We start from the raw sequence: 14,586 nt of genomic DNA, 5'->3' as shown, positions 1-14,586 counted from the left end.
TTCATCAGGCTCCGACGGCGCCCTTTTTGTTTGTCCTTGACGGGGTTACGCGGCGCTTATAGCTTTATTGCATCAACAGGCGCGTTTCGCGCCGCGTCAGCGTCAAAGGAACAGAAAATGAGTGAACCACGGATTATCGCCAAGGCGATGAAAGACGGAAAACCGGAACAGGATCTGGTGATTTTGCCGGCGTTGGCCAACCGCCACGGGTTGATTACCGGGGCAACCGGCACCGGCAAGACGGTGACGCTGCAAAAAATGGCCGAACAGTTCTCGCGCATCGGCGTGCCGGTGTTCCTGTCGGACGTGAAGGGCGATCTGTCCGGCATCGGCGCCGAGGGCGTGCCTTCCGAGAAGCTGCAGGCGCGCCTGGCGGCGATCGGCGTCACCGACTGGCAGCCGCAGGCCTGCACCATTATCCCGTGGGATATTTACGGCGAAAAGGGGCATCCGATCCGCGCCACGATTTCCGATCTCGGGCCGCTGCTGCTGGGGCGCCTGTTGGATCTGAACGAGGTGCAAAGCGGCGTGCTGCAGCTGGTGTTCAAAATCGCCGATGATAATGCGCTGCTGCTGTTGGACATGAAAGACCTGCGCGCCATGGTGCAGTTCGTCGGCGATAACGCCAAACAATTCCAGACTCAGTACGGCAACATCTCTGCCGCGTCGATCGGCGCCATCCAGCGCGGGTTGCTGACGCTGGAAGAGCAGGGCGCCAACCAGTTCTTCGGCGAGCCGATGCTGGACATCAACGATCTGATGAAAACCGACGCCAACGGTCATGGCGTGATCAACCTGCTGGCGGCGGACAAGCTGATCAATCAGCCGAAGCTGTATTCAGTGTTCCTGCTGTGGCTGCTGGCCGAGCTGTTTGAACATCTGCCGGAAGTGGGCGACCCTGAACAGCCGAAGCTGGTGTTCTTCTTCGATGAAGCGCACCTGCTGTTCAACGACGCGCCGGCGGCGCTGTTGACCAAGATCGAACAGGTGGTGCGCCTGATCCGCTCCAAAGGCGTCGGCATTTACTTCGTCACCCAGAACCCGCTGGATATCCCGGACAGCGTGCTGGGCCAGTTGGGCAACCGCGTACAGCATGCGCTGCGCGCCTTCACGCCGCGCGATCAGAAGGCGGTGAAAACGGCGGCGCAAACCCTGCGCGCCAATCCGGCCTTCGATGCCGAAACGGCGATCACCGAGCTGGGCGTGGGCGAAGCGCTAGTGTCATTCCTCGACGAGAAGGGCCGGCCGAACGTGGTGGAGCGGGCGATGGTCATCGCGCCGGAATCCAAAATGGGCATGCTCGGCGCGGAAGGGCTGAACAGCGCGATCAACAAGTCGCCGCTGTATGGCCGCTATGAAGACATGATTGACCGCGAGTCCGCCTACGAGAAGCTGTCGTCGGGCGGCTTCGCCACCGTCGGCACTGCGCAGCAGGGGCAACAACCGCAGGCGCAAGCGCAGCAACAGACGGGCGGCGGCCTGATGGACGGATTGAACGAGCTGCTGTTCGGTTCCACCGGCCCGCGCGGCGGCAAACGCGACGGCATCGTCCAGACCGCCGCCAAGAGCATGGCGCGCGATCTCGGCCGGCAGATCCTGCGCGGCGTACTGGGCTCGATCACCGGCGGCCGTAAAAAGTAAGCGGAAATTATCGTCGGCAGCGGCGGGTTAAATCAGTAAACTATGGCGGCGTTTTTCTCTGCCGGACCTAACATGCTGCTGCTGATCGATAACTACGACTCCTTTACCTATAACCTTTACCAGTACTTCTGCGAGTTGGGCGCCGAGGTGGTGGTGAAGCGCAATGATGAGCTGCAGCTGGCCGATATCGAGCGGCTGGCGCCGCAGCATCTGGTGATTTCCCCCGGCCCTTGTACCCCGAACGAAGCGGGCATCTCGCTGGCCGCCATTCGTCATTTCGCCGGCAAGCTGCCGATCCTCGGCGTGTGCCTGGGGCACCAGGCGCTGGGGCAGGCGTTCGGCGCCGAGGTGGTGCGCGCCCGCGCGGTGATGCACGGCAAAACCTCGGCGATTCGCCATCTGGGCGTCGGCGTGTTCCGTGGCCTGAGCGATCCCCTGACCGTGACGCGTTACCATTCGCTGGTGCTGAAAGCCGATACGCTGCCGGATTGCTTTGAAGTGACCGCCTGGAGCGAACGCGACGGCGTGCGCGACGAGATCATGGGCATCCGCCACCGCACGCTGGCGCTGGAAGGGGTGCAGTTCCACCCGGAAAGCGTGCTCAGCGAGCAGGGTCATCAGCTGTTGGACAATTTTCTCAGGCGTTAATCCCTTCGCATTTTTTTCGCCCGTCAGGCGTTTTGCATTTGCGCTTTAGTGTTTTTTTATGCATATTTCGTGATTATATTTTCATTATAACATCGCGATAGCGCTGAAAAACCTTCAGGGTGGAGCCGAAAATGACTGACAAATCCGCAGTGAGCCGCAGCACCTTTGACCAGGTGATCCTGCCTGTTTATGCACCCGCCCAGTTTGTGCCGGTGCGCGGCCAAGGCAGCCGGGTCTGGGATCAGCAGGGAAAAGAGTACATCGATTTTTCCGGCGGCATCGCGGTGACGGCGCTGGGGCACTGCCATCCGGCGCTGGTCGAGGCGCTCAAACGCCAGGGGGAAACCCTGTGGCATACCAGCAACGTCTTCACCAATGAGCCCGCGCTGCGCCTGGCGAGCAAACTGATCGACGCCACCTTCGCCGATCGGGTGTTCTTCGCCAACTCCGGCGCAGAGGCCAACGAGGCGGCGTTCAAATTGGCGCGCCATTACGCCATTACCCGTCACAGCCCGTACAAAACTAAAATCATCGCCTTCTATAACGCGTTTCACGGCCGCACGCTGTTCACCGTATCGGTGGGCGGGCAGGCCAAATATTCCGACGGGTTCGGGCCGAAGCCGGCCGACATCGTGCACGTGCCGTTCAACGATCTGGCGGCGGTGAAAGCGGTGATGGACGACCACACCTGCGCGGTGGTGATGGAGCCGATTCAGGGCGAGGGCGGCATTACGCCGGTCGACGCCGACTTCCTTAAAGGCGTGCGCAAACTGTGCGACCAACATCAGGCGCTGCTGGTGTTCGATGAAGTGCAAAGCGGCATGGGGCGCAGCGGCAAGCTGTTCGCCTATATGCATTATGGCGTGACGCCGGACATTCTCACCACCGCCAAGGCGCTGGGCGGCGGTTTCCCGGTGAGCGCCATGCTGACTACCGAAGAGATTGCGTCGGTGATGCAGGTGGGCACTCACGGCACCACCTACGGCGGCAACCCGCTGGCCTGCGCGGTGGCGGAGGCGGCGCTGGATGTGATCAATACGCCGGAAGTGCTGAGCGGCATCGAGCAGCGCCATGCGCTGTATGTGCAGGCTTTGCAGAATATCGGCGATAAATACGGTATTTTCACCGCCATTCGCGGCATGGGGTTGCTGATCGGCGCCGAGCTGACGCCGCATTATCATGGCAGAGCGCGCGATTTCCTCACCGCCGCCGCCGCGCGTGGGCTGATGATCCTCAACGCCGGGCCGAACGTGATCCGCTTTGCGCCGTCGCTGGTGGTGGAGCTGCAGGACATCGAGGCCGGCATGGCGCTGTTCGAGCTGGCGGTGCAGGATGTGATCAACGCCTGAAGCACCTGCGGCGAATAACGGGGCGCGGCATGCCGCGCCCTTATTGATCGCGCAGTTTACGCTTGAGCCAGATGCCGTGGTGCGGGCGCTGGCGCCAGGCCAGCGACGAAATGGTGTGCATCACGCTCAGGTGCGACAGAATGCGCCGCAAATGACGTTCCATCTCGGTGACGGGCATCTCCGGATGCAGATCCGGCGGCTGCATGATGCCGCTGTTGTCACTGCTCGGGCCGTCGTATTCCAACCGCTGCTGGCAGCTTTGCAGCGCGATTTCACAGGTTTGCAGATACGCTTCCGCCAGCTTTGGCGTCAGCATGTAGTGCTCACGCGCCAGGATGGTCATGGCGTTCAGGTGTTCGACGATGAACTGGCTGTGAGTGACCCACAGCCGCATGTCCGCCAGATAGTTCGAGGCGAACCCCGGTTCCTGCATCGCCTGATTGAGCGAAGTGAACAGCGCATTGTGCGCCTGGTTGACCTGCATGCGGGCATAGGCCAACGCGGTGGCGTCCGGCTCCGGTTGCTTCAGCATCAGCCGCAGCGCGGCTTGATCGTTTTCCAGCGCCTGATGGGCATTCTTGCGCAGCAGCCCGCTTTGCCACTGCGGCCACAGCCAAATGGTGCCGCCGAACGCCAGCACGCAGCCGATCAGCGTATCGATCAGACGCGGCACCAAAAAATGCGAGCCGTTCAGCGCCAGCAGTTGCAGGGTGTAAACCGCCGTGACCGTAAAGCCAATCACCGACAGCCCGTAGTTCTTGCGCGAAACCAGGTAGGCCAGCAGCGTGATCACCAGCATGATGCTCAGCGTTTCTCCCTCCGGCAACTGCAGCTGCAGCAGCCCGGCCGCCAGCAACAGACCGGCGATCGTGCCCAGCGCACGGTGCTGAATACGCACCCGGGTGGCGTTATACCCGTTTTGGCTCACCAGCATGATGGTGAGCAGGATCCAGTAAGGCTTCGGCAGGTTGAATACCGCACCCAGGCTGCTGCCGACCGCCAGCGTTACGCCCAGCCGCGCGGCGTTGCGCAGGGCGGTGGATTTGAACGACAGGTAGCTGACCAGCGCCGGCCAAAACGGCAGGCGGTGCTGGCCGGGCATCAGGTCGCGGCGGTACAGCGGATGCTGGGTGCGCAGCAGGCGGGCGATGCGGCTGAAGTGGTAATAACAAAACTGGCCGACCGGATTATCGGGATGCTGCGCCGCCATTTTTTCCAGCGCCGCCAGCTCGTGGGTCATGGAGAAGCGCTTAGAATGTTGATGATAGAGAATATCGTGCGCCACCACGCGCAGCCGGTCGGCGATCACCTGAGCATTGCGGCGAATGATCGCTTCGGCCTGGCTCTGCTCCACCAGTTTTTGCACCTCTTCCGGCAGATGCAGGCTGACGGTGATGTGCTCCTGCAGGTCCATCGCCACCTGAAAGGCGCGCTGCAGGCGCTTTTGCTCGAGGTTGTTGGCGTGCGGCAGGAAATTAAGCTGTTGGTACAGCAGGCTGATCAGATCCATCACCTTTTGCTGGCGCACCAGCAGCGGCGGCAGCGCGGTCTGCGGATCGGTGTGCTGAGTCAGCAGCGAGTATTTGGCTTCGAAGTAGTCCGCCAGTTCCAGATAGAGCTGGCTCAGCGTCTCGCGCATCGGCTGCTCTTTCCACAGCCGGAACCAGAACCAGGTGAATAAGCCGTACCAGGCGGTGCCGATCGCGTACAGCAGCGGCGCCTGCCAGAGAGGCACGGTGCCGGCCATGCTGAGGGAGAAGATGGCGGCCACCAGCGCCGCCGGCAACAGCCGGGCGTGCAGCGGGCTGATTTCGCCGGTGACGCCGAGCAGCAGCGCCAGGCCCAGCATCAGCGCCGGCAGCGGCACGTGCCACAGCAGGGCTTGTTGCAGCAGCAGGCTGCTGAGGGCAAACAGCGCACCGCCGACGATCAGCCGTTTAAAGAAGCGCCTATGCGGCGTGTCCAGACCGGCGATATTGCAGCAGGCGGGCACCAGAGAGAACATCAGGCCGAGCTGCAGCTGGCCAATCAGCAGGCCAAACAGCACCGGCAGGCACAACACCAGCGTTTGTCGCAGTGCGTAGTTGATTTCCGGGTGGTAAATCAGGCGGCGCCACATGGCAGAGAGCAGACAAAAAAACGGCGCAGATTGCGCCGTTTCTTCAGGGGTTAACGGGTGCCGTAGACGACAATGGTTTTGCCGTGGGCGGAAATCAGGTTTTGATCTTCCAGCATTTTCAGAATACGGCCAACGGTTTCACGCGAGCAGCCGACGATCTGGCCGATTTCCTGGCGGGTGATCTTGATCTGCATGCCGTCCGGGTGAGTCATGGCGTCGGGTTGCTTCGCCAGATTCAGCAGGGTTTGCGCGATGCGGCCGGTCACGTCCAGGAAGGCGAGGTTGCCCACTTTTTCGGAGGTAACCTGCAGGCGGCTCGCCATTTGGGCGGACAGACGCATCAGGATGTCCGGGTTCACCTGGATCAGCTGGCGGAATTTCTTGTAGGAAATTTCGGCCACTTCACAGGCGGTTTTGGCGCGAACCCAGGCGCTGCGCTCCTGGCCTTCTTCGAACAATCCGAGCTCGCCGATGAAATCCCCCTGGTTGAGGTAGGATAGGATCATCTCTTTACCTTCTTCATCCTTGATCAGCACCGCGACGGAGCCTTTCACGATGTAGTAAAGCGTTTCGGCCTTTTCACCTTGGTGAATCAGCGTACTCTTCGATGGATATTTGTGGATATGGCAATGAGACAGGAACCATTCGAGAGTAGGGTCTGTTTGCGGTTTGCCGAGAACCATTCGCTGTTATCCTCTGTTGTTATCGCTGCCTTGTGTCACAGGGGTCAGAGTTCCCTGTAAAACCCGCCTGTAGCCGCAGTTATGAGCGAGGGCTACCGGCAAGTTTTGAGGCGTGTCATAAAAATACGCTGTCGCTCTAGCATATTAACTTGCCGTAAGCGCTGCAAGCTACATTCTGTTAACATACCGGTAAAGGAGCCTTTCTCTGGGCGTTTCCCTGAAATTCAGTGTCCCGGAAAGATTTATTGCGGCTCTGTTTGTAGCACAGAGTAAGGCGGGTGTCTCGTGTTGTCTCGCTTCAGCATGATTAGCATCAGGTTACGTTGCCTGTTTCTATGCGAAAGCGTACTCTGATTTTAAGAAATCAACCGGAGTGACCAGAATGCAGGCAAGAGTTAAGTGGGTGGAAGGGTTAACGTTTTTGGGTGAATCGGCCTCCGGCCACCAGGTGCTGATGGACGGCAACGCCGGCGATAAAGCGCCCAGCCCGATGGAGATGGTGCTGATGTCGGTGGGCGGCTGCAGCGCGATCGACGTGGTGTCCATCCTGCAAAAAGGGCGCAACGACGTGCGCGACTGCGAGGTGAAGCTGACCTCCGAGCGCCGTGCAGAAGCCCCGCGGTTGTTCACCCATATCAACCTGCACTTCATCGTCACCGGCCAGGATCTGACCGACAAAATCGTAGAGCGAGCGGTGAACCTGTCGGCGGAGAAGTACTGCTCGGTGGCGCTGATGCTCAACAAGGCCGCCACGGTGACCCACAGCTTCGAGATCCGCCAGCCGGCGTAATCGAGACGGAGCGCGGCCCGCCGCCGCGCTCAACGCGCTTATTCGATCTTCTTGCCTTCCAGCAACCGCTGCACCAGCGGCGCCATGATCAGCTCCATCGCCAGCCCCATCTTGCCGCCCGGCACCACTAACGTATTGATGTGCGAGATAAACGAGCCCTGCAGCATCGCCAGCAAATAGGGGAAGTCAATCTGATCCAGCCCGCGGAAGTGGATCACCACGAAGCTTTCATCCAGTGAGGGAATGGCTTTGGCGGCGAACGGGTTGGAAGTATCCACCGTCGGTACGCGCTGGAAGTTGATGTGGGTGCGCGAGAACTGCGGCGTGATGTAGTTGATGTAGTCTTCCATCGAACGCACCACCGAATCCATCACCGCCTCGCGGGAGTGGCCGCGTTCGCCGGTATCGCGGATCAGCTTCTGTATCCACTCCAGGTTGACGATCGGCACCACGCCGACCAGCAGATCGACGTGGTTGGCCACGTCATGGTGCTCGGTGACCACACCGCCGTGCAGCCCCTCGTAGAACAGCACGTCGGTCGGCGCCGGCAGCGGCTCCCACGGGGTGAAGGTGCCCGGCACCTGATTGTAGGGCACCGCTTCGTCGTAGGTGTGCAGGTACTTGCGCGAACGGCCGGTGCCGTTTTTGCCGTACTCGATAAAGCTCTGCTGCAGCAGGCCGAAGTCGTTGGCCTCGGGGCCGAAATAACTGATGTGTCTGCCCAGATCGCGCGCCTTGCGGATCGCCGCGTCCATTTCCGGCCGGGTGTAGCGGTGGAAGCTGTCGCCCTCCAGCTCGGCGGCGCGAATGTTGAGCTGTTGGAAGATTTTGCGGAACGCCACGCTGGTGGTGGTGGTGCCGGCGCCGCTGGAACCGGTCACCGCGATAACGGGATGTTTGGCAGACATGGTGGTTGTCACTCCGTGTTGAATGCGCCGGCGTCAGGGGATTATTGTGGCTCTTGTTGACGCTCTCTATGTCAGGAAAAAATGGCGCGCGCTGGTTTGCAATGTCCCATTGTTACCTGATTTTTTCCGTCAGTCATAGAACCGGGCGCCACTAAATTTCTTCCTGCCCGGCGCGGAACTGACCGCGCGGCATGATGTTGACGCTCTCATGCAGTTCCGACCACACCAGCACCACTTCGCCGTTTTTCAGCTGGCGGCGCACGTCCTCCACCTTCTGCTCCAGCGATCGTTCGTGCTCGCCGTAATCGGTGCCTTCACGCAGCACAAAGGATTCGATCAGGCTGTTCAGGGTGTCGGTTGCCAGTTCTTGCCAGGGAATGATCACGTCGGGATGTCCAGATAAGGGGAAAGCCAGGCCGGAATGCGATGCTCCAGCCACATGTGCGGTTTTTTCAGCGTGCCGCCGACAAAGCCGACGTGGCCGCCGAACTCGGTCAGCTGATATTCGATATTGCGCGGCAGGCCGGCGACGTCGGGGATCACCTCATGGGTCATGAAGGGATCGTCCTTCGCATGGATGATCAGCAGCGGCGTTTGGATCGCCGGCAACAGCGGCAGGGCGCTGCAGCGGCGATAATAATCGGTGGCGTCGCTGAAGCCGTGAATGCGCGAGGTGATGGCGTCGTCGAATTCGCGGATGCGCCGCAACCCGTTCAGCTGTGACAGCTTGAGCGGCAGGGTGTCCGGGTAGTGCAACAGCTTGCGGGTGGCGTTTTGTTTCAGCTGCCCCAACAGGTAGCGCTGATAGACGCGGGAGAAACCTTGCTCCATGCGATAGGCGCAGGGCTCCAGCATCAGCGGCGCCGAGACCACCACCGCCGCCTGCAGCAGGCTGTCGGCGCCTTGCTGCGCCAGATAACAGGCCAGCATGTTGCCGCCGAGCGAAACGCCTACCGCCGCGGTTGGCACCTCGCCGTAGCTGTCGCGCAGCCAGCGCAGGAAGAAACGCGCGTCTTCGGTTTCGCCGGAGTGGTAGATGCGCTGTTTGCGGTTGGGCACGCCGCTGCAGCCGCGAAAGTGCATCACCACCCCGAGCCAGCCGCGCTCGCGCCAGGCGTTGAGCAGGCCATGCGCGTAGGGGCTGTAGAAGCTGCCCTCCAGACCGTGGAACAGCACCGCGCGCGGTTTGTCGCGCGCCTGCGCCGGATCCTCGCTCCAGGCGAGATCGACGAAATCGCCGTCGGGCAATTCCAGCCGTTGCCAATGCGGTTTCAATAACACGCGGCGGCGCACCAGCCGCGGCAACAGCGTTTGCAGGTGCGGGTTACTGGCCCCGGTCAGGGGGCGAAAGACGTCATGCATAGGCGGAGTAAAAATGTTGTTGGCGACTATTGTGAGATCCCAGGCGCACTGTTAGCTTCAATACCAATAACTGACAATGATACTGCAAAAAAGCGCCTTGGGTGAGGAGCACCCGTGCCATGGAACCGAGTTTATTCCTTTCGATGCTGGGCTTCCTGTGGGTCGCCGCCATCACGCCCGGCCCCAATAACCTGCTGCTGACCACCTCCGGCGCTCATTTCGGCTTTATGCGTTCGCTGTGGCTGATGATCGGCATCATGCTCGGCATGCAAAGCATTTTGCTGCTGGTGGCCTTCGGCGTCGGCAGCCTGATCCTGGTTTACCCGTCGCTGCACCTGATCCTGAAAATCCTCGGCAGTTTGTACCTGCTGTGGCTGGCGTGGAAAGTCGCTACCGCCGCCTATGAAAAGCTGGAAACCGACGTGGCGCCGCCGCAGCCGGTGCGGCTGTATCAGGGCTGGCTGTTGCAGTTCCTCAACCCGAAAGCCTGGCTGATGGCACTGGGCGCGGTGGCGAGCTTCAGTCTGGCGGGCGATAAGTACAACGGTTCCATTGCGGCGATCGCGCTGGGCATTTTGGCGGTAAACATCGTCGCCGGCGTTATCTGGCTGGCGTTCGGCACGGTGATCGGCCGCCTGCTGCGCAGCAAAAAGGCCTGGATTATCTTCAACGTTTCCATGGGGCTGCTGACTGCAGCCTGTGTATTACTGATTTGGCATTAAGGAGCGGAACGATGGCGGAAAACTATTATCACGTGGTCGCCTTTACCGGTGAGGGGCTGCGCGGCAACCCGGCCGGGGTCTGCCTGCTGACGCAGCCACTGCCGACGGAGCGGCTGCAGGCGATCGCCAACGAGATCGGCCTGCCGGAGACCAGCTTTGTCTGGGATGACGGCGACATGACCGCCATTCGCTGGTTTACCCCGGAGCGTGAGGTCGATCTTTGCGGCCACGGCACGCTGGCGGCGGCGCATGTGATGTTCAGCGCGGTTAACCCGGCGCTGAAGGATATTCGCTTCAGATCGGCCGGCGGCGAGCTGTTCGTCAAGCGCGATGAGCGGGATGGGGAGCGGCTGGTGCTTGATTTCCCCGCCAGGCCGCCGCAGAAAGTCGCCGAACCGGCGGGCCTCGCGGCGCTGCTGGGCGTGCAGCCGCAGGAAGTGTGGCAGGCGAAAGCGCTGCTGGCGGTGGTGGAAAATGAGGCGCAGGTGCGCGCGCTGCGCCCGGACATCCCGGCGCTGATCGCATTGGCCGGCCGTGCGGTGATCGTCACCGCGCCGGGTGACACCGTGGACTTCGTTTCGCGCTATTTCACGCTCGACGGCGGCGAGGATCCGGTGACCGGTTCCGCGCATTGTACGTTGATGCCCTACTGGACGGCGCGTCTCGGCCGCCATCGGCTGCACGCCCGGCAGATTTCGGCGCGCGGCGGCGAGCTGTTCTGCGAACTGCAAGGGGACCGCACGCTGCTCGGCGGCTACGCTCACGTGTTCCTACGCGGGACGATCGTGCTGTGATTCGCTTTAATATTACCTAAGGTAATAAAGAAGACTTTTTTATTCTTTTATCGCCCGTCATCGCTCAGATAAAACTGTCAGCAACTGAACAGATTTTTATCAACGGAGCGGAACATGGCGGGCAAACTCTTTTCTTTAAGCAACGCGGCGCTGCTGGCGCTGTCGCTCAGCGCGGCCAGCGCCTATGCGGTGGACGTCACCGTGGCGTACCAGACGTCGGCGGAGCCGGCCAAGGTGGCGCAGGCGGAAAACAGCTTCGCCAAACAGTCCGGTGCGACCGTCGACTGGCGTAAGTTCGACAGCGGCTCCAGCGTGTTGCGCGCGCTGGCCTCCGGCGACGTGCAGATCGGCAATATCGGCTCCAGCCCGCTGGCGGTGGCCGCCAGCCAAAAACTCCCCATCGAAGTGTTCCTCATCGCCTCGCAGCTCGGCAGTTCCGAAGCGCTGGTGGTGAAGAATGACATCAAAAGCCCGCAGGATCTGATCGGCAAACGCATCGCGGTGCCGTTTATTTCTACGACTCATTACAGCCTGCTGGCCTCGCTCAAACATTGGGGCATCAAGCCTGAACAGGTGAAGATCCTCAATCTGCAGCCGCCGGCCATCGCCGCCGCCTGGCAGCGCGGCGACATCGACGGCGCCTACGTCTGGGCGCCAGTGGTCAACGAACTGGCCAAACAAGGCAAGGTGTTGACCGACTCCGCGCAGGTGGGCGAATGGGGTTCGCCAACCCTGGACGTGTGGGTGGTGCGCAAAGACTTCGCCGAGAAACATCCCGACGTGGTGACCGCCTTTGCCGCCAGCGCCCTGCAGGCGCAGAAGGCCTACCTGGCGGCGCCGGAACAGTGGCTGAAAGATCCGAGCCATCTCAGCACCTTGGCGCGCTTGAGCGGCGTGCCGGAAGCGCAGGTGCCGGAGCTGGTGAAGGGGAACCGTTATCTGCCGGTGGCGGATCAGGTCGCCCAACTCGGCCAGCCGGTGGACAAGGCAATCCGCGATACCGCCGAGTTCCTCAAGCAGCAGGGCAAGATCCCGCAGGTCGACAGCGACTACAGCGCTTACGTCACCGACCGTTTTGTGAAACAGGTGCAGGCTGCGCCGCAGTCGTAAGGAAGCAGGATGCTAAACGTCAGCCATCTTTCAGCAGAGTATCAGGGGCGGCCCGCGCTGCGTGACGTGTCGTTCCAGATCGCCGCCGGGCAACTGGTGGTGGTGCTCGGCCCGTCGGGCTGCGGCAAAACCACGCTGCTGAATTTAATCGCCGGGTTTATCGAGCCTTCAGCTGGCAGCATCACGCTGGATGGAACGTCCGTTCATGGCCCAAGCGCCGAACGGGGCGTGGTGTTCCAGCATGAGGGTTTACTGCCGTGGCGTAACGTGGTGGACAACGTCGAGTTCGGCCTGCAGCTGGCCGGCGTCGGCAAGGCGCAGCGCCGCCAGGTGGCGGAGCAGATGTTGCAGCGCGTCGGTCTGGCCGGTTACGAGCGGCATTTCATCTGGCAGCTTTCCGGCGGCATGCGCCAACGTGTCGGCATCGCCCGCGCCCTGGCCGCCGATCCGCGTCTGCTGTTGCTGGATGAACCGTTCGGCGCGCTGGACGCGTTCACTCGCGAGCAGATGCAGGAGCTGCTGCTGACCATCTGGCGCGATACCGGCAAGCAGGTGCTGCTGATTACTCACGATATTGAAGAGGCGGTGTTCCTCGCCAGCGAACTGTTGCTGCTGTCGCCGGGGCCGGGGCAGGTGGTGGAGCGGCTGTCGCTGAACTTCGGCCAACGCTATGCCGACGGCGAAGCCTGCCGCTCAATTAAGTCCGATCCTGAATTTATCGCGCAGCGCGAATACGTGCTGGGCAAAGTTTTCCAACAGCGCGAGGCCCTGTTATGAGCCTGCATTCCACGTTAAAGGCCGCGGCGCAGCCGCAGGGCAAAGCGACGCGCCGTTTCAGCGTGCCGCGCAACGTTTGGCTGAGCGGCGCCACGCTGTTGACGGTGTTGATCGTCTGGTGGGGCGTGACGGCGCTGCAGCTGATCAGCCCGCTGTTCCTGCCGGCGCCGCAGCAGGTATTGCATCAGTTGATCACCATCGCCAGCCCACAAGGCTTTATGGACGCCACGCTGTGGCAGCATCTGGCGGCCAGCCTGGGGCGCATTTTGGTGGCGCTGCTGGCGGCGGTGATCGTCGGCATTCCGGTGGGCATCGCCATGGGGCTGAACGACACGGTGCGCGGCATCCTCGATCCGCTGATTGAGATCTATCGTCCGGTGCCGCCGTTGGCGTATTTGCCGCTGATGGTGATTTGGTTCGGCATCGGCGAAACCTCGAAGATCTTGCTGATTTATCTGGCGATTTTCGCGCCGGTGACGCTCTCCGCCGTGGCCGGCGTGCGCAGCGTGGCGCAGGTGCGGGTACGCGCCGCCCGCGCGTTGGGCGCCACGCGTTGGCAGGTGCTGCGTTTCGTGGTGCTGCCGAGCGCGCTGCCGGAGATCCTGACCGGTATTCGTATCGGGCTGGGCGTCGGCTGGTCGACGCTGGTGGCCGCCGAACTGATCGCCGCCACGCGCGGCCTGGGATTTATGGTGCAATCCGCCGGTGAGTTTCTGGCGACCGACGTGGTGCTGGCCGGCATCGGCGTGATTGCGGTGATTGCATTTGGGTTGGAGCTGGGGCTGCGCGCCCTGCAGCGCCGATTGACCCCGTGGCATGGAGTACAGCAATGAACGAACGTCTGAATATCACCCCGCTGGGGCCCTACATCGGGGCTCTGGTGGAAAACGTCGAGTTGGCCCGGCCGTTGGGCGATGGCCAGTTTGAACAGCTTTATCATGCGCTGCTCAAGCATCAGGTGCTGTTCTTCCGCAACCAGCCGATCACGCAGCTGCAGCAGCGCGATCTGGCCGGCCGCTTCGGCGATCTGCACATCCACCCGGTCTATCCGCACGCCACCGACGTGGAAGAGATCATCGTGCTCGATACCCACGACGACAACCCGCCGGACAACGACAACTGGCACACCGACGTGACCTTTATCGAGAACCCGCCGCTGGGGGCGATCCTGGCGGCCAAGACGCTGCCTGCCACCGGCGGCGATACGCTGTGGGCCAGCGGCATCGCCGCTTATGAGGCGCTGTCGGCGCCGTTCAGAACGCTGCTCGCGGGGCTGCGCGCGGAACATGACTTCACCAAGTCGTTCCCGGAGCACAAGCATCGCGGCAGTGAAGAAGAGCATCAGCGCTGGCAACTGGCGGTGCAGAAAAACCCGCCGCTGTTGCATCCGGTGGTGCGTACCCATCCGGTCAGCGGCCGGCAGGCGCTGTTCGTCAATGAAGGGTTCACCACGCGGATCGTCGATCTGGCGCCGAAGGAGAGCGACGCTTTACTGAATTTCCTGTTTGCTCACATCACCAAACCGGAGTTTCAGGTGCGCTGGCGTTGGCAGGAGAATGACGTGGCGATCTGGGATAACCGCGTGACGCAGCACTACGCCAACGCGGATTATCTGCCGCAGCGGCGCATCATGCACCGCGCGACCATTCTGGGGGACAAGCCCTTTTACAAGGCGTAACAACG

General features: G+C 61.7%; 15 protein-coding genes. 10 read left to right on the top strand and 5 right to left on the bottom strand.

Translation table 11 applies throughout. The features are described from left to right. Positions 1-117: 117 nt before the first annotated feature. The 3 genes from ACORQT_RS22695 to argD all read left to right on the top strand — a co-directional run bounded on the left by ACORQT_RS22695 (position 118) and on the right by argD (position 3,638). Positions 118-1,641 (top strand): helicase HerA-like domain-containing protein, encoded by a 1,524-nt coding sequence (locus ACORQT_RS22695; RefSeq protein WP_033645261.1) that lies wholly within the window; start codon positions 118-120, stop codon positions 1,639-1,641. Positions 1,642-1,713: 72 nt separating this feature from the next. Then, a complete protein-coding gene (locus tag ACORQT_RS22690; RefSeq protein ID WP_033645386.1) occupies positions 1,714-2,289 on the top strand; it encodes an aminodeoxychorismate synthase component II in 576 nt (191 codons plus the stop codon). Between the two features lie 131 nt (positions 2,290-2,420). Next, positions 2,421-3,638 (top strand): bifunctional acetylornithine/succinyldiaminopimelate transaminase, encoded by a 1,218-nt coding sequence (gene argD, locus ACORQT_RS22685; RefSeq protein ID WP_042785490.1) that lies wholly within the window; start codon positions 2,421-2,423, stop codon positions 3,636-3,638. Positions 3,639-3,678: 40 nt separating this feature from the next. Here the strand turns inward: argD and ACORQT_RS22680 are convergent, their stop codons facing one another. Both ACORQT_RS22680 and crp read right to left on the bottom strand, forming a co-directional pair. Beyond that, a complete protein-coding gene (locus ACORQT_RS22680) occupies positions 3,679-5,757 on the bottom strand; it encodes a YccS/YhfK family putative transporter (protein ID WP_444859282.1) in 2,079 nt (692 codons plus the stop codon). A gap of 50 nt (positions 5,758-5,807) precedes the next feature. Beyond that, positions 5,808-6,440, bottom strand: a complete 633-nt coding sequence (crp, locus tag ACORQT_RS22675; RefSeq protein ID WP_004090925.1) for a cAMP-activated global transcriptional regulator CRP — start codon at positions 6,438-6,440, stop codon at positions 5,808-5,810. Between the two features lie 382 nt (positions 6,441-6,822). Here crp and ACORQT_RS22670 point away from each other — a divergent pair, with 382 nt between their 5' ends. After that, positions 6,823-7,230 (top strand): OsmC family protein, encoded by a 408-nt coding sequence (locus ACORQT_RS22670; protein WP_025304517.1) that lies wholly within the window; start codon positions 6,823-6,825, stop codon positions 7,228-7,230. A 38-nt stretch (positions 7,231-7,268) separates the two neighbouring features. On the opposite strand, the gene ACORQT_RS22665 is transcribed toward ACORQT_RS22670, so the two are convergent. From ACORQT_RS22665 to ACORQT_RS22655, 3 genes are all read right to left on the bottom strand, one after another. Then, positions 7,269-8,138: a phosphoribulokinase gene (locus tag ACORQT_RS22665; protein WP_042785488.1), complete on the bottom strand. Its 870-nt coding sequence runs from the start codon at positions 8,136-8,138 to the stop codon at positions 7,269-7,271. Positions 8,139-8,289: 151 nt separating this feature from the next. Next, positions 8,290-8,523 (bottom strand): YheU family protein, encoded by a 234-nt coding sequence (locus tag ACORQT_RS22660; RefSeq protein ID WP_004930376.1) that lies wholly within the window; start codon positions 8,521-8,523, stop codon positions 8,290-8,292. Further along, positions 8,520-9,500 carry a hydrolase gene (locus ACORQT_RS22655; protein ID WP_033645258.1) on the bottom strand — a complete coding sequence of 327 codons (981 nt, stop codon included), beginning with the start codon at positions 9,498-9,500 and terminating at the stop codon, positions 8,520-8,522. Before ACORQT_RS22655 ends, ACORQT_RS22660 begins: the two co-directional genes overlap by 4 nt. A 119-nt stretch (positions 9,501-9,619) precedes the next feature. Here ACORQT_RS22655 and ACORQT_RS22650 point away from each other — a divergent pair, with 119 nt between their 5' ends. The 6 genes from ACORQT_RS22650 to tauD all read left to right on the top strand — a co-directional run bounded on the left by ACORQT_RS22650 (position 9,620) and on the right by tauD (position 14,581). Then, on the top strand, positions 9,620-10,222 hold the full coding sequence (locus ACORQT_RS22650) for a LysE family translocator (RefSeq protein ID WP_033645257.1): 603 nt from the start codon (positions 9,620-9,622) through the stop codon (positions 10,220-10,222). A gap of 11 nt (positions 10,223-10,233) precedes the next feature. Continuing rightward, positions 10,234-11,016, top strand: a complete 783-nt coding sequence (locus ACORQT_RS22645; protein WP_033645256.1) for a PhzF family phenazine biosynthesis protein — start codon at positions 10,234-10,236, stop codon at positions 11,014-11,016. 114 nt (positions 11,017-11,130) lie between these two features. Then, positions 11,131-12,126, top strand: a complete 996-nt coding sequence (tauA, locus tag ACORQT_RS22640) for a taurine ABC transporter substrate-binding protein (RefSeq protein WP_164057637.1) — start codon at positions 11,131-11,133, stop codon at positions 12,124-12,126. Between the two features lie 9 nt (positions 12,127-12,135). Continuing rightward, complete coding sequence (gene tauB / locus ACORQT_RS22635) at positions 12,136-12,903, top strand: taurine ABC transporter ATP-binding subunit (protein ID WP_033645255.1); 768 nt, start codon at positions 12,136-12,138, stop codon at positions 12,901-12,903. Beyond that, entirely contained in the window at positions 12,900-13,736 is an 837-nt protein-coding gene (gene tauC / locus ACORQT_RS22630) for a taurine ABC transporter permease TauC (protein WP_033645254.1), read from the top strand. The genes tauB and tauC overlap by 4 nt, the downstream gene beginning before the upstream one ends. Then, positions 13,733-14,581, top strand: a complete 849-nt coding sequence (gene tauD, locus ACORQT_RS22625) for a taurine dioxygenase (RefSeq protein ID WP_444859281.1) — start codon at positions 13,733-13,735, stop codon at positions 14,579-14,581. Before tauC ends, tauD begins: the two co-directional genes overlap by 4 nt. The last annotated feature ends 5 nt before the right edge of the window (positions 14,582-14,586 follow it).

The organism is Serratia sp. (in: enterobacteria) (assembly GCF_052400455.1).
GTDB lineage: Bacteria > Pseudomonadota > Gammaproteobacteria > Enterobacterales > Enterobacteriaceae > Serratia > Serratia ureilytica.
Note: the sequence above shows the minus strand (reverse complement) of the source record. Positions and strands in the feature narration are given on the sequence as shown.